The 17,774-nt window shown below is 74.2% G+C and carries 19 protein-coding genes; 6 read left to right on the forward strand and 13 right to left on the reverse strand.

The window, feature by feature from the left end:
- The first annotated feature begins 61 nt into the window (after nucleotides 1-61).
- Both ACSBPG_RS13545 and ACSBPG_RS13550 read left to right on the forward strand, forming a co-directional pair.
- Nucleotides 62-1,570, forward strand: a complete 1,509-nt coding sequence (locus ACSBPG_RS13545; RefSeq protein WP_435537701.1) for a lysozyme inhibitor LprI family protein — start codon at nucleotides 62-64, stop codon at nucleotides 1,568-1,570.
- A gap of 150 nt (nucleotides 1,571-1,720) precedes the next feature.
- Nucleotides 1,721-2,122 carry a formate hydrogenlyase maturation HycH family protein gene (locus ACSBPG_RS13550; protein ID WP_435537702.1) on the forward strand — a complete coding sequence of 134 codons (402 nt, stop codon included), beginning with the start codon at nucleotides 1,721-1,723 and terminating at the stop codon, nucleotides 2,120-2,122.
- 31 nt (nucleotides 2,123-2,153) lie between these two features.
- On the opposite strand, the gene ACSBPG_RS13555 is transcribed toward ACSBPG_RS13550, so the two are convergent.
- From ACSBPG_RS13555 to ACSBPG_RS13585, 7 genes are all read right to left on the reverse strand, one after another.
- Nucleotides 2,154-3,524, reverse strand: coding sequence for an amidohydrolase family protein (locus tag ACSBPG_RS13555; RefSeq protein ID WP_435537703.1), 1,371 nt, complete (start codon nucleotides 3,522-3,524; stop codon nucleotides 2,154-2,156).
- 8 nt (nucleotides 3,525-3,532) lie between these two features.
- Nucleotides 3,533-4,186 (reverse strand): amino acid ABC transporter permease, encoded by a 654-nt coding sequence (locus ACSBPG_RS13560; protein WP_435537704.1) that lies wholly within the window; start codon nucleotides 4,184-4,186, stop codon nucleotides 3,533-3,535.
- Between the two features lie 59 nt (nucleotides 4,187-4,245).
- Nucleotides 4,246-5,046 (reverse strand): transporter substrate-binding domain-containing protein, encoded by an 801-nt coding sequence (locus tag ACSBPG_RS13565; protein ID WP_435537705.1) that lies wholly within the window; start codon nucleotides 5,044-5,046, stop codon nucleotides 4,246-4,248.
- A 98-nt stretch (nucleotides 5,047-5,144) separates the two neighbouring features.
- Nucleotides 5,145-6,014 (reverse strand): amino acid ABC transporter ATP-binding protein, encoded by an 870-nt coding sequence (locus ACSBPG_RS13570; RefSeq protein WP_435537706.1) that lies wholly within the window; start codon nucleotides 6,012-6,014, stop codon nucleotides 5,145-5,147.
- A gap of 36 nt (nucleotides 6,015-6,050) precedes the next feature.
- Nucleotides 6,051-6,593: an ureidoglycolate lyase gene (locus ACSBPG_RS13575; RefSeq protein WP_435537707.1), complete on the reverse strand. Its 543-nt coding sequence runs from the start codon at nucleotides 6,591-6,593 to the stop codon at nucleotides 6,051-6,053.
- 4 nt (nucleotides 6,594-6,597) lie between these two features.
- A complete protein-coding gene (locus ACSBPG_RS13580) occupies nucleotides 6,598-8,079 on the reverse strand; it encodes an NAD(P)-binding domain-containing protein (RefSeq protein ID WP_435537708.1) in 1,482 nt (493 codons plus the stop codon).
- A 228-nt stretch (nucleotides 8,080-8,307) separates the two neighbouring features.
- The gene (locus ACSBPG_RS13585; RefSeq protein ID WP_435537709.1) at nucleotides 8,308-9,813 is read right to left on the reverse strand and encodes a PLP-dependent aminotransferase family protein; all 1,506 of its coding nucleotides are present in this window, start codon (nucleotides 9,811-9,813) and stop codon (nucleotides 8,308-8,310) included.
- A 93-nt stretch (nucleotides 9,814-9,906) separates the two neighbouring features.
- Here ACSBPG_RS13585 and ACSBPG_RS13590 point away from each other — a divergent pair, with 93 nt between their 5' ends.
- Complete coding sequence (locus tag ACSBPG_RS13590) at nucleotides 9,907-10,767, forward strand: alpha/beta hydrolase (RefSeq protein ID WP_435537710.1); 861 nt, start codon at nucleotides 9,907-9,909, stop codon at nucleotides 10,765-10,767.
- 279 nt (nucleotides 10,768-11,046) lie between these two features.
- On the opposite strand, the gene ACSBPG_RS13595 is transcribed toward ACSBPG_RS13590, so the two are convergent.
- A complete protein-coding gene (locus tag ACSBPG_RS13595; protein WP_435537711.1) occupies nucleotides 11,047-11,907 on the reverse strand; it encodes a LysR substrate-binding domain-containing protein in 861 nt (286 codons plus the stop codon).
- Here ACSBPG_RS13595 and ACSBPG_RS13600 point away from each other — a divergent pair.
- The 3 genes from ACSBPG_RS13600 to ACSBPG_RS13610 are packed head-to-tail and all read left to right on the forward strand — an operon-like array spanning nucleotide 11,899 to nucleotide 13,370.
- Nucleotides 11,899-12,084, forward strand: a complete 186-nt coding sequence (locus ACSBPG_RS13600) for a hypothetical protein (RefSeq protein WP_435537712.1) — start codon at nucleotides 11,899-11,901, stop codon at nucleotides 12,082-12,084. The two genes, ACSBPG_RS13595 and ACSBPG_RS13600, sit on opposite strands and share 9 nt — an antisense overlap.
- Before the next feature lie 35 nt (nucleotides 12,085-12,119).
- Nucleotides 12,120-12,869 (forward strand): GntR family transcriptional regulator, encoded by a 750-nt coding sequence (locus ACSBPG_RS13605; RefSeq protein ID WP_435537713.1) that lies wholly within the window; start codon nucleotides 12,120-12,122, stop codon nucleotides 12,867-12,869.
- A gap of 3 nt (nucleotides 12,870-12,872) precedes the next feature.
- Nucleotides 12,873-13,370, forward strand: a complete 498-nt coding sequence (locus ACSBPG_RS13610) for an HXXEE domain-containing protein (protein ID WP_435537714.1) — start codon at nucleotides 12,873-12,875, stop codon at nucleotides 13,368-13,370.
- Between the two features lie 6 nt (nucleotides 13,371-13,376).
- Here the strand turns inward: ACSBPG_RS13610 and ACSBPG_RS13615 are convergent, their stop codons facing one another.
- The 5 genes from ACSBPG_RS13615 to ACSBPG_RS13635 form a co-directional block, all read right to left on the reverse strand.
- Complete coding sequence (locus ACSBPG_RS13615) at nucleotides 13,377-13,811, reverse strand: methylglyoxal synthase (RefSeq protein ID WP_435537715.1); 435 nt, start codon at nucleotides 13,809-13,811, stop codon at nucleotides 13,377-13,379.
- A 63-nt stretch (nucleotides 13,812-13,874) separates the two neighbouring features.
- Complete coding sequence (locus ACSBPG_RS13620) at nucleotides 13,875-14,648, reverse strand: 2-keto-4-pentenoate hydratase (protein WP_435537716.1); 774 nt, start codon at nucleotides 14,646-14,648, stop codon at nucleotides 13,875-13,877.
- Between the two features lie 97 nt (nucleotides 14,649-14,745).
- Nucleotides 14,746-15,768 carry a 2-keto-3-deoxygluconate transporter gene (gene kdgT / locus ACSBPG_RS13625; RefSeq protein ID WP_435537717.1) on the reverse strand — a complete coding sequence of 341 codons (1,023 nt, stop codon included), beginning with the start codon at nucleotides 15,766-15,768 and terminating at the stop codon, nucleotides 14,746-14,748.
- Nucleotides 15,769-16,351: 583 nt separating this feature from the next.
- Nucleotides 16,352-17,008 carry a bifunctional 4-hydroxy-2-oxoglutarate aldolase/2-dehydro-3-deoxy-phosphogluconate aldolase gene (gene eda, locus ACSBPG_RS13630; protein ID WP_435537718.1) on the reverse strand — a complete coding sequence of 219 codons (657 nt, stop codon included), beginning with the start codon at nucleotides 17,006-17,008 and terminating at the stop codon, nucleotides 16,352-16,354.
- Between the two features lie 40 nt (nucleotides 17,009-17,048).
- Complete coding sequence (locus ACSBPG_RS13635) at nucleotides 17,049-17,762, reverse strand: GntR family transcriptional regulator (protein ID WP_435537719.1); 714 nt, start codon at nucleotides 17,760-17,762, stop codon at nucleotides 17,049-17,051.
- Nucleotides 17,763-17,774 lie beyond the last annotated feature (12 nt).

A 17,774-nucleotide genomic window follows, 5' to 3' on the forward strand; every position in this document is an offset into this window, starting at 1 on the left:
GCCGTGGCAGACACGGGGGCAGGGGACGGGCGACCGTCAGGACGGAGCGGCGGGGCGTGTCATGCGGATGATCGGTGTCGTGCTGGCGGCCGGGCTGGCCGTCGGACTCGCGGCGGGGCGCGCCCAGGGCGCCCCCTCCTTCGACTGCAAGGCGGCGTCGACCGCCGTCGAGAAGGCCATCTGCGCCGACGAGGCGCTGGCGCTGCTGGACCAGCGCATCGCCGAGGCCTTCTCGGCGGTGATGGACGTCGTCGACGCCGCCGGCCGCGACCGGCTGCGCGCCGAGCAGAAGGGATGGATCGCCAAGGTCCGCAACGGCTGCGCCGCCCATCCCGCCGCGGCCGCCTGCCTCGCCGGCGTGATGGAGGCGCGGGCGCGCCAGCTCGAAGCCGCGGTGGCGCCGGCGACGGAGGGCCTGGCGCAGGTGGTGCGCTCGATCGCCGACGATCCGGACGCGGCGGCGCGCTCGCTGGGCGAGCGCCGCGGCGCCCTGGGCCGGGCATGGCTCGCCTACGCGCAGCGCTACGGCGCCCGGCCGGACCCGGCCAAGGCGGCCACCACCCTGTCGGCCGCCGTCGCCGCCCTGACGGATTCCTACCCGCAGGACATCGCGCGGGACCAGGACCTCCGCACCGACGAGGGCTTCCTCACGGCCCTGCGCCTGGTGAACGACGTCCATGACATGGCGTTGCCGTGCTTCGTCGTGACCCGGCACGGCGCCGCCGGCTGGGCGGCGGTGCAGCCGATCTACGGCTCCACGCGCGACGGCGCGGCGCCGATGCCCGACTGCGCCGCCGGGGACGGCGGCCTGTTCGACGATCCGGCCTGGCGGGCGGTCGACGCGCTGTTCGACCCGATGATGGGCGCGGCCTACGGCCGGACCGGCACCATCCGTTCGACGGTCGGCCGGGCCGTGGAGATCAGCCGGCTCATGGCAGCGGTCGAGCCGCGCCGGCTGGCGGACGCCGCGGCCGCGTTCGACGGGATCGTCGCGGAGGTCGCGGCCTGGCGCAACCCGCGCTGGGTGGGGGAGGGCTGGCCGTCCCGCTTCCGCGCGGCGATGGACGCGGCCCTCCTGGCCTGGGAGAAGCGGCTGTCCGCCGACGGCTTGGACCCGGCGACGGTGCGGTCGGTCGCCCGCGGGGCGGCGGCCGACATGCTCGGCACCATGGTGCCGTTCATCACCGACTACGTCGAGCTGGCCGCCGACACCCGGGTGCCGGAGTGGCTGCGCGGCGCCTGGACCTGGGACCGCGCCGCCGGCGAGGCCGCCTTCCCGGTGACCGAGCGGCGCGGCCGGATCACCGTCGACGCCGCGGCGGTCTGCCTCACCGGTGACACATCCTGCCGCAGCCTGGAGGCCGTCGAGGCCGAGGACGACGCCCGCGCCGGGCTGCTCGACGCGGCCGCCTCGCTGGCGCCGCCGCGCGTTCCCGCGGAGCCGCTGCAGGCGGTCGTCGCGACGGGCGAGGCCATGGACGAGTCCTTCGCCGCCCTGCGCCTGGCGGACGGGTCGGTCCTGGTGCAGGGTGACGGCGCCCCGGCGACGGTGCTGACCCGCGCGAAGTAGGGCGCCGCCGGCATGAGCCGGATTGTCGCATGGTCCTTTCCGCCGCCCGGGCGCAGGATTCCCGGAACGCCCCGCGTGCTCCCGGGTCCGCGGGGCGATCGTCGCCGGCCCGTCGTGCCGCATCGGCCGGCGCTCGCCGGAGGAGTGGCCATGGCGGACCGTCGCGTCGTCTTCCACCAATTGACCCGCCAGTTCGCGCATGGGGCGGCCGGCATCGGTCGGCCGCCCCGGCTCGTCTACTACTCGCTGGGCTTCGGCCACGAGGTCGGCGTCACCGAGCGCTTCACCGTCATTCTCGACCTGCCGGACGAGGCCTACACCGCCTGGATCGGCAAGATCCCGCACGCGGAGGCCCGGCGCAAGCTGGCGGGGGCGCTGCACTGGGGCGAAACCACGATCGACGCCACCCACGCGCGCCTGCTGCGGACCGCCCTGGCCGAGGCGCTGCCGCGGCTGGACGAGGTGGAGGCGGCGTGGACCCGCATCCTGGACGCCGCCCTGCGGCTGATCGAGACGGAACCGGAGCTCTACGTGATCGCCCGCTTGCGTTGACGGCCGGCGGCGCCGGCGCGGCGGTGCCGGATCACGCCGGCGCGGCGGCGGTCGACGCGAAGGCGGCCCGCGCCTCGGCGTAGAGCCGGGCCTCGTCGATGCGGGTGGGACGGCCGTCCCGCAGCACCTCCCGGCCGGCCACCAGGACGCGGTCGGCGCGCAACGCCGCACCGGCGAGCACCAGTTGCTCGGCCGCCCCGTTCAACGGCACGAAGGCCGGCGCGTCGAGGTCGAACAGGGCGATGTCGGCGCGGGCCCCGGGGGCCAGCCGGCCGGGCGCCAGGCCGAGGGCGGCGGCGCCCCCGTCGACGGCCATGCGCAGGGCCTCGGCCGCCGACGGCCAGAGCCCGGGGTCGGCGTGGCCGGCGCGGTGCAGGATGGCGGCCGTCTTGACGGATTCGAGCAGGGACTGGCCGTCGTTGCTGGCCGCCCCGTCGGTGCCGAGCGCCACCCGGACGCCGGCGCGGCGCAGGGCGCCGAGCGGCATCACGCCGGCGCCGAGGCGGAGGTTGCTGACCGGGTTGTGCACCACCGTCGCCCCGGCGGCGGCGATCCGGTCGGCGTCGCCCGGGGCGAGCCAGACGCAGTGGGCCAGCGACGCGCGGGGGCCGAGGGCGCCCAGCGCGTCGAGCCGTGCGGTGGCGGACCGGCCGTCGCCGGCGCGCGCCGCCGCGGCCTCCGCCGCCGTCTCGTCGACGTGGGTGTGGAAGGGCAGGGCGCGGCGCCGGCTGAGATCGCCGGCGCCGGCCAGCAGGGCGTCGGTGGCGCGCAGCGGCGCCGACGGCGCCACGCCGATGCGCACCGGCGCGTCCGGCCCGCCGCGCCGGCGCGCCGCCGCCTCGCAGAGGTCGAGCAGGCGGCCGGCCGGCTCCGCCGGCGCCCACGGCGCGCCGACCAGCCGGCCGTCGCCGTCGACGGCGTCGCGCAGCATCACCGCCACCACCGCCCGCAGCCCGATCTCCTCGTAGGCGGCCGCCGCCGCCTCGACCGCCTCCGGGCGCATCGGCGTCTGCCGGAAATGGTCGAGCACCGCGGTGACGCCGCCGCGCAGCATCTCCACCGCCCCCAGCAGCACCGCCAGGCGGATGCACTCCGGCGACAGCCGGTCGAGGCGCCGCCACACCGTGGCCAGCCAGCCGGCCTGCGGCAGCCCCTCGCCGGTCCCCCGGGCCAGGGTCTCCGGCGAATGGGTGTGGGCGTTGACCAGCCCCGGCAGGGCGAGGCGGCCGCGGCCGTCGATCCGCGTCGCCGCCGGCCAGGCGTCCGCCAGCCCCGGCCCCACGGCGACGATGCGGTCCGCCTCGATCAGGATGTCGGCGTCGGACAGCACGCCGCCGTCCGCCTCCAGGGTCAGGGCGGCGACGCCGGTGATGGCGGTCCGGGTGATGGCGGTGCGGGGCATGGCGCGGCTCAGCGGATGCGGTAGGTGCGTTCCAGGTGCCGGTTGACCGCCTGCAGCGGCAGGGTCATGGCGAGATAGAACAGCGCCACCCCGGCGAAGGGGCTGAAGGTGTTGGCCTGCCAGGTCATGACCTCGAGCCCGGCGCGCAGCAGGTCGGTCAGGGCGATGGTCGACACCAGGGCCGTGTTCTTCAGGAGGGTGATGGATTCGTTGGTGATCGGCGGCAGCACGCGGCGCAGCGCCTGGGGCAGCACGACGCGGCGCATCGCCGTGGCGTAGGACATGCCGAGCGAGCGGGCGGCGCGGAGCTGGCCGGGATCGACCGAGCGGATGCCGGCGCGCACGATCTCGGCGACGTAGGCGCCGTTGGTCAGCGCCAGCGCCAGCACGCCCACGGTGAAGGCGCTGAGCTGGATGCCGGCCGACGGCAGGCCGTAGTAGAGGAACAGCAGGGTGACCAGCATCGGCACGCCGCGCAGCAGGGTGACGTAGACCGCCGCCGGCCAGCGCAGGAGCGGGTTGGCGGAGATCCGCGCCAGGCCGCCGGCCAGGCCGACGCACAGGCCGAGCGCGATCGACACGACGGTCAGCTTGGCGGTGGTCAGCGATCCGTCGACCAGCGCCGGCAGGGACTGGACGAAGATCGAGAACTCGAAGTCCATGGCACACTCTCCTCGGCGTCCGGCGGGCCGGCGTTGCCGTCGGCCCGCCGGCTGCGGCATCAGGGCTTGGCGACGACGGTGGCTTGGCCGAACCACTTCGCCTCGAGCGTGTCGAGGAAGCCCTCGGCCTTCAGCGCCGCCAGGTGCTTGTCGATCTCGGCCATCAGGTCGGCGTCGTCCTTGCGGGTGTTGATGCCGACCTCGCGCCCGTCCCACACCGGCGAGGTGTGCAGGGTCGGCATCGCGCGGGCGGCGTACTTGACCGCCGGCAGGGCCGAGACGACGGCCTCGACGCGGCCGTTCTCCAGGTCCTTGAGGGCCAGCAGCAGCTCGTCGTAGGTCTTGACCTGTTCCATGGCCGAGCCGAAATGCTCGCGCGCCCAGCGCTCGCCGGCGGAGCCGAGCTGGACGCCGACCACCTTGCCCTGGAGATCCTCCGGCTTCTCGACCGGCGCGCCGGTGCGGTAGGCGGCACCGATGCCGGCGTCGTAGTAGGGTTTGGAGAACAGGATGCGCTCGGCCCGTTCGGGCGACCAGGTCATCGCCGTGACCAGGGCGTCGACGCGGCCCGAGGTGAGGGCGGCGATGATGCCCTTGAAGTCGATCTTCTCCCACTTCAGCGCGACGCCCATGCGCCCGGCGATGGCCTCGCCGAGGTCGACGTCGAAGCCGGCGGGCTTGCCGTTCTCGATGTAGCCGAAGGGGGCGTAGGCGAACGAGTTCGCCGCCACCAGGGTCTTGGTGCGCATCACCTTCTCGAGGGTGGTCTCGGCCCGCGCCGCGGCGGACGACAGGCCGACCGCCAGCACGGCGGCCAGGGCGATGCGGCCGGTCGCCGCCAGGAAAGCCTTCGCGATCATCTCCACTCTCCTCTGTTCGATCGACGCTCGCCGATCCGCTGGTTTCGTTCACGCTCGCGGCCGGCTTCGCCGCCGGCTCTCGTCGGGTCTCCGCCGCCTCACGCCCCGGCCGCGCCGCCGAGGAAGCGCGCCAGCGTTCCGTCGTGCTGGCGCGGCGGCTCGCCGGCGGCGGCGCGCGGCGGGGCCGCGTCGCGGTCGTGGTCGCGGAACTTGCGCAGGAAGGCCTGGGTGCGCGGCTCGCGCGGGTTGCCGAACAGCTCGGCCGGGCTTCCCTGCTCGACCACCACGCCGCCGTCCATGAAGACGACGCGGTCGGCGACGTCGCGGGCGAAGGCCATCTCGTGGGTGACGATGATCATCGTCATGCCGTCGCGGGCGAGGCCGCGCATCACCTCCAGCACCTCTCCCACCAATTCCGGGTCGAGGGCCGAGGTGACCTCGTCGAACAGCATCACCCTGGGCTCCATGCACAGGGCCCGGGCGATCGCCACCCGCTGCTGCTGGCCGCCCGAGAGCTCGCCGGGATAGGCGTTCTCCTTGGCCGCCAGGCCGACCCGGCCGAGCAGCAGGCGGGCCCGCGCGACCGCCGTGTCGCGCGGCTCGCGCTTCACGTGGACCGGCGCCTCGATGAGGTTCTGCAGCACCGTCATGTGCGGGAACAGGTTGAAGTGCTGGAAGACGATGCCGATGCGCGTGCGCAGCCGGTCGAGCTGGCGTTCCGGCAGGCGGGCGCGGACGCCGCCGTGCTCCGGCCCGAAGCCGACGTACTCGCCGTCGACCTTGACGGTGCCGCTCTCGAAGGGCTCCAGGAAGTTGATGCAGCTCAGCAGCGTGCTCTTCCCCGACCCGGAGGGGCCGATGATGACCACCACCTCGCCGCGGGCGACCGACAGGTCGACGCCCTTGAGCACCGGATTGGCCCCGAAGCTCTTGTGAAGGTTCCAGATGTGCACCATGGGTTCGCTCATCGGCGCCTCCGTTGGTTCGTCGCCGGCACGGGACGGTCAGGCCGTGGCCGGGCCGGGCGGCACCAGCCGCAGCGCCACCCCGTGGCGGCGGTCGAGGTGCGCGTTGTGGTGGTCGACCTCGTTGGTGTCGCTGAGCTCGAGGTTGAAGAAGGACAGCGAGTCCCCGTCGAAGTAGGGGCCGGCGTGCCAGGTGCCGCGGTGCAGGACCACGGCGGCGTCGCCGGGCACCAGGAAGGCGCGGATGCGCTCCGGAGCCGGCTCGGCCGCAGCGTCGTCGAGGCCGTCGGGCGGGGCCACGGCGATGGCCCAGGGGCGGCCGCCGACGCTGGCCAGGCACTGGGTGACGCGGCGGTGGCGGGTGATGCGGCGCACCAGCATCGGCCGCGGGTCGAGGCGCATGATGTAGAAGCGCGGCGTGCCCTGCGCGAGGTCGAGGCGGGCGTCGTCCGGGCCGTAGAGGACGCCGTCCTCGATGGCCTCCACCAGGTGGCCGAAGGGGGCGAAGGCGGCGCGCGAGATCGGCTCCAGCGGCAGATCGAGGATGCGCGTCGCGTCGGGGGCGGTCGTCGGTTCGGTCACGGCGTCACTCCGCTGCGGTGAATTGGTCGGTGCCGTCGAACAGCGACACCGGCGGCGCGCTGTCGCGCACCGGCAGTTCGAGCTCGACCTCGTCGTAGGCCCTGAGGGCGGGGACCAGCCAGTCCGACTGCTCCCGGAACAGGCTGCGGGTCACCCCGGCGACGACGCGGGGGATGGAGTACTTGTGGCCGCTGATCGACGTCGAGTGGGGCCCCATGCTGACGATGGCGGCGAAGTTGAAGGCGTAGATGCGCTGCAGGAAGTCGGCCTCGCCCGGGCGGCGCGGCTGCAGTTCGTAGTGGCGCCCGAGGTAGGGGTAGCGGCCGAGCGTCGGGTGCGCCTCCTCCGGGGGCGGGACGTAGCGGTCCTCCCAGAGGGCGATGGCGCCGGCGAAGGGGCGCAGTTCGGGACGGTGGGCGAGGTCGATGGCCGAGCCGGTGGCGCACACCACCGTGTCGAAGGCGAAGCGCCCGGCCGGCGTCTCGACCCGGACCTCGCCGTCCACCCAGGCGACGCGGCTCCACGGCGCGCCGGGGTGAACGCGGAAGGCGTCGAAGGCGTGGGCGGCGTCGAAGCTGTGGCGCGCCGGCGGCTGGTCGACCGCGTCGAAATGGTGGTTGACGCTCCAGCGGACGGCGTCGTCCAGGTCGGGGAAATGCTTGAGGAAGCCGGCGAACTCGATCCAGCGGTGGGGATTGACGCCGGGCAGGGCGGGGCGGCGGAAGCACAGGTCCACCGACGCCGCACCGTGGCGCAGCGCGGCCAGCGCGGCGTCGAAGGCCGAGGCGCCGTGCCCCAGCACGCCGACCCGCTTGCCGCGCATCGGCGCGAAGTCGATCGGCCCGTTGGAGTGGCGGCACACCGGGTCGGGCAGCGCCGCCCGGATCTCGGCGGGGACGCGCCATTCGCCGCCGCCGTCGTAGCCGGTGGCGAGCACCACCCGGCGCGCCAGCAGGACCTCCGGCCCCGCCGGCGTGCCCAGGCGCAGGGCGAGGACCGGGCCGTCGGGCTCGATCGCCTCCAGCACCGTCTCGTTGCGCACGGCGATGCCGAGGGTCTGCCGGTACCAGCGCAGGTAGGCCATCCATTCCGGGCGCGGCAGGCGGTCGAGCGCCAGCCACGCCTCTTCGCCGTGGCACGCCTCGTACCACGTGCGCAGGCAGAGGTTCGGCAGGCCCTGGTCGAGGCCGACCAGGAAGCGCGGCGTGCGCAGCTTGTCCATGCGCGCGAACGTCTCCCAGGGCCCTTCGAAGCCGGCCGGGTTGCGGTCGATCACCACCACGTCGGTCACGCCGTCGCGTTTCAGGCCGAGCGCCACCCCGAGACCCGACTGGCCGCCGCCGACGACGGCGACGTCGTGCACGCGCGCCCCCGAGGAATGGGTGACGGGCTGCACCCAGTCGACGTTGGGATAGGCCAGGATCTCCAGGTCGCGCCGCACCCGTTGGGCCAGCGCCTCGAGCCGCTCCTCGCCGCCCGCCTTCATCGCCTGTCTCCCATGCCCGCCGCCTCCATTGATACAAAGCGTTTGTCTGATGATACATCCATCAGCAAGCGTCGTGCCAACTGGGCAGCGGCGGTTTGCCGCGGGTGCGGCAAGGCCAGAAGGGGGGATCGCCCGCATTTTGGGCGGCGGCTGCCCACGCGCGGGGCGATGTGCGCGCAAAACAGACTAGTGCATCGGAAATTTATACTAATACAATTCGCGTCGGCGTCAGACGACCCAGCCGTTCCACGGCCCGGTCGGGTCGACGAGGTCGCGCACCAGCGAGCACAGCCGGCCGGCCCCCTCGGCGATGCGGTCGTCGGGCACCAGGCCGAAGCTGAGGCGCAGGGTGCGCGGATCGGGAGCGGCGGCGTAGAACGGGGTGCCGGGCGCGAACGCCACCCCCCGGTTCACGGCGCGGTAGTACAGCTCGCCGACGGCCGCCCCGTCCGGCAGCTCCATCCACAGGCTGAGCCCGCCGTCGGGCTGGACGATCCGCACCGTCGGCGGCAGCCCGGCGCGCAGGCAGTCGACGAGGCGCTGCTGGCGGGCGCCGTAGACGCGCACCAGCCGGTCGACCACGGCGGCGCGGTCGCCGCCCAGCCAGTCGGCGAGCGCGCCCTGCATGAAGGCGTTGGACTGCAGGTCGGTGAGCGCCTTCAGCTCGGCCAGCCGCTTGTGGGCCCAGGCCGGCGCCAGGAGGAAGCCGAGGCGGACACCCGGCAGCATCGCCTTGCCGAATCCGCGGGCGTAGAACACCGTCTCCTCGGCCCCGGCCAGCGCCCGGAAGGCGGGGACGGGGGCGCCGCGGAAGCGCAGCTCCGGGCAGTGGTCGTCCTCCAGCAGCGGCACGCCGCGGGCGCGCAGCCGGTCGAGGATGGCTTGGCGCGCCGTCAGGCCGATGGTGGTGCCGGTGGGGTTCTGGAAGGTCGGGTTGAGATAGACGAGGCGCGGCCGCTCGCCGGCCAGCAGCGCGTCCAGCCGGTCGAGGTCGGGGCCGTCCTCGGTGAGCGGCACCTCGGCGAGCCGGGCGCCGGCCTCGCGCAGGGCGGCGAGGGCACCGTGATAGGTCGGCCGCTCGACGACCACCAGGTCGCCCGGACGGACCAGGGCGCGGACCGCCAGGTCGATCGCCTGCTGGCCGCCCGACGTCACCATGATCTCGCCGGGCCGCGCCGCGATTCCCTGGTCGGCCAGGAAGGAGGCCGTGGCCTCGCGCAGGCACTGGCGGCCGTTCGGCGGGTCGTAGCGGAAGAAGCGGTCGGCCGCGGGGCCGGCCGCCAGCGCCGCGATCCGCCGCCGGAACAGCTCGACCCGGCTCTCCTCGGCGCCGGGGTAGTTGCCGGTGAAGCCGATGACGCCGGGCGCCCGGGCCAGCTCGAAGAGGCGGGCGGTCAGCGGCACCGGCTCGGCCTCGCCGGCCTCGCCCGCCGCGACGCCGGCACCGGCCGGCGCGGGCCGCCCCGGCGGCGCCGGCGCACGCACGTAGGTGCCGCCGCCGGCGCGGGCCTCGGTGAAGCCGCCCTGCGCCAGCTCGCGGTAGGCCTTGGCGACCGTCATGGCGTTGACGCCCAGGGCCTCGGCCAGCGTCCGGATCGGCGGCAGCCGGGCGCCGTCGGCGAGCGCGCCGGAACCGATCATCCCGACCAGACGGTCGCGGATCTGCGCGAAGACCGGCTTGCCGCCGTCGCGGTCGAGCGGCATGGCGAGGGCGGTCGCCTCGACGCTGGTCATGGTGCTTGTTCCCCCGCAGGCGGGCGCGTTACGGTCGCCCGATGTCTCATCGCTTCCGATGTGTCACGGGCAATGTATTATGGCAAGAGAGCAATGACCGCCCCGGCGTATCACGAGCGCTACAGCCAGGCCGAACTGGACGCCCAGTACACCAACACCGGCACGCCGCAGGCGGACGCCGATCTCGCCGCCCTGCGCGCGCAGAGCCGGCGCAACCGCGGCGCGCTGCCCTTCGCGGCCGACGTCCCCTACGGCGCCGCGGCGCTGGAGACCTATGACGTGTTCGCGCCGCCGGGAGCGGGCCCGGCGCCGGCGCTGCTCTTCGTGCACGGCGGCCAGTGGCGGTTCAACACGACGGCGGAGACCAGCTTCTGGGCCGACTGCGTGACCGGGCAGGGAGTCGCCTTCGTCGCCGTCAACCTGCCGAAGATGCCGGACACCCGCCTGCCGGCGATCGCCGCCGCCGTCACCCGCGCCTTCCGCCACCTGCAGGCGCACGCCGGACGCTTCGGCGTGCGGCCCGAGCGGATCGCGCTCGCCGGGCATTCCTCGGGGGCGCACCTCGCCGCGCTGGCGCTGGCGACCGGGCTGGCCGGCGGTCCGCGGCCGCCGGCCTGCGCCTATCTGGTGAGCGGCATGTACGACCTGGAGCCGGTCGCCCGGTCGAGCCGCAACGCGGCGCTCGGCCTGAGCGCGGCGGAGGTCGCCGCGGCCAGCGTGACCGGCCGGCTGACCGGCGTCGTGCCGCCCACCATGGTGGTGGTCGGCGGCGACGAGTCCGACGAGTTCCGCCGGCAGTCGGCGGAATTCCACGCCCGCCTGCCGGCGTCGCCCGGAAACCGGCTGCAGGAGCTGCCCGGGGCGCGGCACTTCACCACCGTGAACGACCTGCGGAGCGCCGCCGGCGCCGGCTGGGACTTCCTGCACCGCCACCTCGCGCCGGACGGCCGGTGACCGGCCGTTGCCGCCCTCTCCCACTCCGGGCCGGCGGATTCGCACATCTCCTGAAGGGCGATCCGGTCTGACCCTCCCCCGGCGGAGTGTGTAGACCGGGGGCAACGCCGCGGTTCAGACATCCTTCCGCCCAACCCCCATCCGGAAGCACCAGCCATGGCGGCGTCCTTCATCGACGCCTTCGGCGTGGCCCCGGCTCCGCGGCGACGGCCGCCGCGCGCCCCGGCGCGCGGGTGCTGTAGCGCCGGCGCCCGACCCGCCTCACGGATCGCGCCCGCCTCACGGATCGAGATCGACCGCCAGCCCCTCCGCCAGGAGCCGGCCCAGGTCGTGCGCCATCGGCACGGCGTCGGGGCGCACCCGGATGGCGAAGGCGGCGTCCTCCAGCTCCGGCAGGCCGAGGGCCGGCGGCGCCGGCCCGACGCCGTCGCGGCTCCAGCGCGGCGTGCGCACGGTGACCGCCAGCCCCGCCGCCACGGCGGTGCGCAGCCCCGACAGGCTCTGGCTGGTGGCGACGATGCGGTAGCGGCGCCCGGCGCGGTCGAGGGCCGACAGCGCCGCGTCGCGGAAGCCGCAGGGCGGATCGAGCAGGGCGAGCGGCACCTCGTCGTCCGGTGCCGCCGGACCGTCGCCGCCCGCCAGCCAGACCATCGGCTCGCGGACGACCGCGACCTCGTCGGCGCCGGGCGCCGCGCGCATCGCCACCAGCACGTCGCTCTCCCCGGCCGCGAACGCCCGCCCCAGCTCGGCCGACCGGCCGACCCGCAGGTTCAGCCGCACCCGCGGATGGGTCGCGGCGAACAGGCGGAGCAGGGGGGCCAGCCCGTGCTCGGCGAAGTCCTGGGTGGTGGCGATCGCCAGCCGTCCCTCGGCGCGGCTTCCCTTCAGGCTCAGCAGGGCGGCGCGGTGGGCGGCGAGAATCCGCCGGGCGTGGCCGGCCAGCTCCTGCCCCGCCGGGGTCAGGGTGCGGCCGCGGCCCGACGGCAGCACCAGCGGCTCGCCGACGGCCTCCTCCAGGCGCTGCATCTGCGCGGTGACCGCCGACGGCGACCGCCCGACGACGGCCGACGCCCGGCTCAGCGAGCCGCTGTCGACGAAGGCCAGGAAGGTGCGCAGGAGGCTCGGGTCGAGATGGTCCATGCTTCACCGGCGGCGAAGAAAGGTCGCAGGTTCGGGGCGCCGCTCCGCAATGTCAACGGCCGGCCGGCGCCGACCCTGAACTCGCGCCTGCTGGACCGCGGCATCGCCGCCGCCGCGCTGGTCGTCGCCGATCCCGGACAAGTCCTTTCCATCACAGTCCGCGACGTCGTATATTAGATGCCGTGGAACGACGGCCCGACGGAACGCGGGAAATGATGGATCCGAACACGCAACGGGATGCCTCGACCGAACTCCAGACACGGCGCCGCGGTCCCGCCAAGGCGGTCGGGCGCCCCGTGCAGCGTGGGACGTCGGCGGCGGCGACGATCTACCGGGATCTGCGGGACGCCATCATCGCCGTCCACCGCAAGCCGGGGGAGCCGATCGTCGAGAAGCAGATCGCCGAGACGTACGGGGTGAGCCGGACGCCGGTGCGCGAGGCGGTGCTCAAGCTCGCCGACGAGGGCCTCATCGAGATCTTTCCGCAGTCCGGCACCTTCGTCGCCCGCATCCCGCTCGCCGGCCTGCCCGAAGCGATCGCCATCCGCCGGGTGCTGGAGGAGGCGACGGTGCGCTACGCGGCCGAGCGGGCGAGCCGCAGCCAGGTCGCGGCGCTGCGCGCCAATCTGGAACTGCAGCACGAGAAGGAGGCGGCCGGCGACCTCGACGGCTTCCACGACGCCGACGAGGCGTTCCACGCGCTGCTGGCGGAGACGGCGGGCTATCCCGGCTTCTGGACGGTGACCCAGCAGGTCAAGATCCACGTCGACCGCTACCGCCACCTGACCCTGCCGGTGGTCGGGCGCGTGCAGAAGGCCATCGCCGAGCACGAGGCGATCCTGGACGCCATCGCCGCCGGCGACCCGGACCGCGCCGCGCGGGAGATCACGCACCACCTCGACGACCTGCAGCTCGGCATCAACGACGCCCAACGGCAGACGCCCGAATATTTCGTGGCGTGACCGGTGCCCGCCGCCGCCTTCCCGACCGGCCGTCCCCGTTTCCGGACCGCGGTGTGGCTGATGCCGGCGGCGTTCGTGCCGCACCTCGCCGAGGAGTACGCGGCGGGTTTCCCGGACTGGGCGACGACGACGCTCGGCAGCCCGATGACGGTGCCGGCCTTCCTGCAGAACAACGCCGTGTTCATGGCGGTCCTGCTCGGCCTGACGGCCTGGGCCTGGGCGCGCCCGTCACGGGTGTCGGCCTTCGTCCTCCTGTCCTGGGCGAGCGGCCACCTGTTCTGGAACGCCGTCTTCCACGCGGTGACCACGATGCTGTACGGGCGCTATTCCCCGGGCCTGGCGACCGCGGTCCTGCTCTATGGTCCGGTCTCGGCGGTGGTGGCGGGGGCCGCGCTGCGCGAGCGCGTCGTGCCGCCGGCCGCGTTCGCGGCGGCGGCGGCGGTCGGCGCCGCGCTCATGGGGCTGGTGATCGCGACCGCCCTGCTCCACGTCGGCCGGTGACCGCCCTCACAAGGGACGGGACTCGTAGCCGCCGAAGTCGGCGGGCCGCGGCGCGTAGCCGTCGCTGAACAGCGGCGAGGCGACGATCATGTCGGCGGTCGCCTGGTTGCACGCCATCGGGATGTTGTAGAGGGTGGCCAGCCGGGTCAGCGCCTTGACGTCGACGTCGTGGGGCTGCGCCGTCATGGGGTCGACGAAGAACACCAGAAGGTCGATCCGTCCCTCGGCGATCATCGCGCCGATCTGCTGGTCGCCGCCGAGCGGGCCGCTCTTCAGCGCGGTGACCTCCAGGCCGGGGTGGGCGTCGCGGACCTGCCGCCCGGTGGTGCCGGTGGCCCAGAAGGCGTGGCCTTCCAGCCGTCCCAGATTGGCGCCGATCCAGGCGATGAGGTCGCTCTTGCGGGCGTCGTGGGCGACCAGGGCGATGCGCTTGCGGTCCATGGGGCCTTCCAATGGTCGGGGTGCCGCCGCGCCCGCCGTCGGGGCGGGCGCGGCGGCCGCGGGTCAGGGAACGGCCAGGGCGATGGTGCCGAGGCCGGGATAGCGGGCGACGGCGCGGCTGCCCGGCTGGATGAAGAGCGTGCCTGTGCAGGAGCCGGTTGTCACGCAGTCACCGGCGCGCAGACCGCCGAACGGCCGGGATCCCACGTTGGCGAGCCACAGCAGCAGGTTGACGGGGTCGCCGGCGGAGTTGCCGCCGATCACCTCGACCGCCGTGCGGCCGTTGATCTCCAGCGTGATCGGCTGGCGCACCGGGTCGATCGACCGTCCGTCGGCGGCGGCCGGGCCGACGATCAGGGCGCCATGGTTGGCCTGGTCGGCGAGGTGGCTGAGCGGGTCCTGCGCGCCGTATTCGGCGAAGCGGGTGTCGCAGATCTCGAAGGCGGGATGGACGGAGGCGACGGCGTCGAGGACCTCGGCACGCGTCCAGATCCGGCCGTCGGTCGGCAGATCGCGGGCGAGGCGGTAGACGATCTCCGCCTCGATGCCGATGACGTGGAAGCGGTCGGCCGGCAGCTCGTCGATCTCGAAGAACAGCGTGTCCGGGTTGATCGGCGCGCAGCTCGGCTCGGCGTCGGGGGCGGGGGCTCCCACCTTCCAGGCGGTCACCGGGCCGAGCTCGCGGGCCACCGCGTTCTGGATGGCGTAGGCCTCGTCCTTGGTGGTGGGGCGGGCGGACCGCGGCAGCGCGTCCAGCCGGGTGCCGGTGCGGCGGGCCGTGAGCAGGGCGTCGACGGCGGCGGCCAGGGCCGGGGCGACGGTCAGGGTGTCGGGCATGGCGAGAACCTCGTGGGAAGGGCCGCCCCGGAGGGGAGGACGCCCGGTGCGGGGGCGCCTCTCCCGGCCGCGGCGGCCGTGGCTGGGACCGGTCCGGTCATTCCGCCGGGGTGGCGACCTTCAGGACGGCGGCCTCGGCGGCGCGGCGCTCGGTCTCCTGGTAGCGCGCCGACAGGACGCCCCAGCGCCGGGCCCACCAAGCCGTCAGGACCGGCGTCAGCAGGGCGGTGACGACGACGCTGGTGGCGACCAGGGCGGTGGCGGCCGGCGCGACCGAGGCGAAGGACGGCTCGATCGAGGCGATGATCGGCGGGACCGTCACCGCGGCGCCGGCCGTCGAGGCGGCGCCCACGCCGGCGGTGCCGTTGCCCTTGGCCAGGAAGATGTCGGCCAGCACCAGCGTGGTGCCGGTCACCAGGATCACCGCCAGGCCGAGCACGATGCCGAGCAGGCCGGTGTTCAGGATGACGCTGAAGTTGAGGCCGTTGCCGAGCGCGAAGGCGAAGAAGGGCACCATCACCGACACGCCCTGGCTGAAGAAGGCGCGCAGGTCCTTGTCGAGGTTGCCCAGCGCGAAGCCGGCCAGGAACGGCAGCAGGGCGCCGACCATGGTCTGCCAGGGGAAGCTGGCGAGACCCGCCAGGCCCAGCGTGACCATCGTCATGAAGGGACCCGATTCCAGGCACATCAGGCAGAAGGCGCCGGATTCCTCCTTGGTGCCGTACTGCTGCATCAGCGCCATGTACATGCCGCCGTTGGTGTCGTTCATGGCGGCGATGATGGCGAGCACCGACAGGCCGGTGAAGAAGCCCGAGGTGATGCCTTCGGTGGGGATGAACCAGGAGGCGATCACGCCGGCCATGGCGGCGGTGAAGACCTTGACCGACACCAGCACGCCGCTCTTGCGCAGCACCAGCGGCGTCGCCTTCAGGCTGATGCTGGCGCCGATGCAGAAGAACCACACGGACAGGATCGGCAAGGTGCCGGTGATCAGCCCCTTGGTGAAGGAGCCGAAGAAGTCCGCCGTCCAGGGGGCGAAGGTGTTGAGGCAGGCGCCGAGGAAGAGGGGGACGATCATCATTCCGCCGGGAATGCGGTCGATCCGCGCTTTGATGTTCATGTCGGTACTCCTTGGGCCGTCCAGCGCTTCGTTGTTCCCTTGGGATCGCTGGAGCGATGCGGTGCGTAGGGCGGTTCGGCGGCCTCCGGCGGCCACGCGCGGTGCAGGCGGGACGCGCCGGTCAGCGCGGTCGTCGTCGGCGGCGGTGCCCATGGGCGGAGGACGGTCGCAGGCATCGATGGCTGTGGTCCGGGCGGGGTCCGTTCGCGCGGTTCGGGCGTGCGTGTCCAGTGTCGCCGCGGCGGGCGCCCCGGGTGTTGAGCCAGATCATTGGATTGCTCCTCTCCAGGCCTCGGCCGGACGGCTTCCGGCGATGCGGGCGTCCGGTCCAGCGGTCGAGGTCGGTGACGGACCCGTCGGTGGCCGTTCCTGTCCGTCGCCACAGTTATACTAGTATATCAGTTAGGCGGCAAGGACCGACGGAGGCGGAAGGCGCCGCCTGACACAATGTCGCACCCAGTATTGGCGGGGTGCCGGGAAGCGTTCCGGAAAAGCAGTGCGCCCGCTCCTCTGGACGAAGAGGGAGCGGGCGCAGCAAAGGATTTGCCGAAGCGGCGGGAGAGACTTGGCCGGTCGCGCCGGGTCAGGCGGGGCGGGCGGCTTCGGCGGCGGCACGGGCCAGCCGCTCGATGTCGCCCCAGCGCCGTTCCTTCACCAGGGCCTCCGGCGTCAGCCAGGTGCCGCCCAGCGCAAAGACGTTGGGGAGGGCGAGGAACTCGCCGACGTGCTCGGCGCGGATGCCGCCGGTGGGGCAGAAGCGGACGTCGGGCAGCAGCGGCACCATGCCCCGCAGCGCCGGCACGCCGCCGTTGAGCATGGCGGGAAAGAACTTCTGCTCGACGAATCCGTGCTCGCGGGCGATCAGCGCTTCGGACAGGGTGGCGATGCCGGGCAGGTAGGGCAGGCCGGTGGCGAGCGCCGCCGCGGCCAGCCGGTCGGTCAGGCCGGGGCTGACCAGGAACCGCGCGCCGGCGTCGCGCGCCTGGGCGAAGTGCTCGGGACGCGTCAGGGTGCCGAGGCCGACCAGCGCGGCCGGCACGGCGGCGGCGATGGCCTCGGCGCAGGCGAGGGCGGCCGGGGTGCGCAACGTCACCTCCAGGGTGCGCAGGCCGCCGGCGACCAGGGCGTGGGCGAGGTCGACGGCCTCGCCGGGGTCGTCGAGGACGAGCACGGGAACGACGCGCGGTCCCGTCAGGGCGGGTTCGAGGCGCGGCAGGGCGGGCGGCGGAGTGGCGGGCATGGGGGTCTCGCGGTGGGGGACGGGTGGGGGGCGATGGGGATCAGGCGGTGCTCCACTCCCGGTTGGTGAGGGTCCGGGAGAAGTAGAGCGGGGTGGCGTGGCGGATGTCGTCGATGGTCAGCTCGAGCCCGTCCAGGTGGTCGGAGACCGCCCGGGCGGCGCGCTCGGGGTCGTGCGCGGCGATGGCGTCGACGATGGCCTCGTGCTCGGCGATGGCCTTGGCGATGTGCCCGGCCACCGGCAGGGTCAGGCGCCGGCAGCGGTCGACCTGGACCTTGACCGCGCGGACCACCGTCCAGACGCCGGGGGCGCCGGCGATCTCGGCGATGGTCGCGTGGAACGCCTCGTCGGCCTGGTGGAAGCCGTCGAGGTCGTGGGCGGCGTCGGCCTCGAGCTGCTTGGCGAGGTGCGTCCGCAGCTGGGCGATCTGGCTGCGCGAGGCCCGCTCCGCCGCCAGACGGACCACCGTGCCCTCCAGCGAACGGCGGATCAGCCCGGCCTCCGGCAGGGCCGGCAGGGGAATGCGCGACACGAAGGTGCCCGACTGCGGGAAGATCTCGACGAGGCCCTCGTCGGCGAGCTTCAGGACCGCCTCACGCACCGGTGTCCGGCTGACGCCGAAGGTTTCGGCGAGTTGCTTCTCGACGATCGGATCGCCCGGCTTGCGGCGCAGGGAGACGATGTCCTCGCGCAGGGCGCGGTAGACGGTGGTCGCGGTGCTGCCGCGATGGACCTCGCGGGGGGCGGGTGCCATGACGGTTGCTCC

It is taken from the genome of Azospirillum sp. ST 5-10 (genome assembly GCF_051225715.1).
Taxonomy (GTDB): Bacteria; Pseudomonadota; Alphaproteobacteria; order Azospirillales; family Azospirillaceae; genus Azospirillum.

Bases quoted from the DNA above. Each gene is read 5' to 3' on its own strand.
- ACSBPG_RS13600 (WP_435537712.1), top strand. From the start codon at position 11,899: ATGGTCCATGCTTCACCGGCGGCGAAGAAAGGTCGCAGGTTCGGGGCG.
- ACSBPG_RS13595 (WP_435537711.1), bottom strand. From the start codon at position 11,907: ATGGACCATCTCGACCCGAGCCTCCTGCGCACCTTCCTGGCCTTCGTC.
- ACSBPG_RS13545 (WP_435537701.1), top strand. From the start codon at position 62: ATGCGGATGATCGGTGTCGTGCTGGCGGCCGGGCTGGCCGTCGGACTC.
- kdgT (WP_435537717.1), bottom strand. From the start codon at position 15,768: ATGAACATCAAAGCGCGGATCGACCGCATTCCCGGCGGAATGATGATC.
- ACSBPG_RS13565 (WP_435537705.1), bottom strand. From the start codon at position 5,046: ATGATCGCGAAGGCTTTCCTGGCGGCGACCGGCCGCATCGCCCTGGCC.
- ACSBPG_RS13585 (WP_435537709.1), bottom strand. From the start codon at position 9,813: ATGACCAGCGTCGAGGCGACCGCCCTCGCCATGCCGCTCGACCGCGAC.
- ACSBPG_RS13635 (WP_435537719.1), bottom strand. From the start codon at position 17,762: ATGGCACCCGCCCCCCGCGAGGTCCATCGCGGCAGCACCGCGACCACC.
- ACSBPG_RS13620 (WP_435537716.1), bottom strand. From the start codon at position 14,648: ATGCCCGACACCCTGACCGTCGCCCCGGCCCTGGCCGCCGCCGTCGAC.
- ACSBPG_RS13615 (WP_435537715.1), bottom strand. From the start codon at position 13,811: ATGGACCGCAAGCGCATCGCCCTGGTCGCCCACGACGCCCGCAAGAGC.
- ACSBPG_RS13580 (WP_435537708.1), bottom strand. From the start codon at position 8,079: ATGAAGGCGGGCGGCGAGGAGCGGCTCGAGGCGCTGGCCCAACGGGTG.
- eda (WP_435537718.1), bottom strand. From the start codon at position 17,008: ATGCCCGCCACTCCGCCGCCCGCCCTGCCGCGCCTCGAACCCGCCCTG.
- ACSBPG_RS13555 (WP_435537703.1), bottom strand. From the start codon at position 3,524: ATGCCCCGCACCGCCATCACCCGGACCGCCATCACCGGCGTCGCCGCC.
- ACSBPG_RS13550 (WP_435537702.1), top strand. From the start codon at position 1,721: ATGGCGGACCGTCGCGTCGTCTTCCACCAATTGACCCGCCAGTTCGCG.
- ACSBPG_RS13570 (WP_435537706.1), bottom strand. From the start codon at position 6,014: ATGAGCGAACCCATGGTGCACATCTGGAACCTTCACAAGAGCTTCGGG.
- ACSBPG_RS13560 (WP_435537704.1), bottom strand. From the start codon at position 4,186: ATGGACTTCGAGTTCTCGATCTTCGTCCAGTCCCTGCCGGCGCTGGTC.
- ACSBPG_RS13605 (WP_435537713.1), top strand. From the start codon at position 12,120: ATGATGGATCCGAACACGCAACGGGATGCCTCGACCGAACTCCAGACA.
- ACSBPG_RS13590 (WP_435537710.1), top strand. From the start codon at position 9,907: ATGACCGCCCCGGCGTATCACGAGCGCTACAGCCAGGCCGAACTGGAC.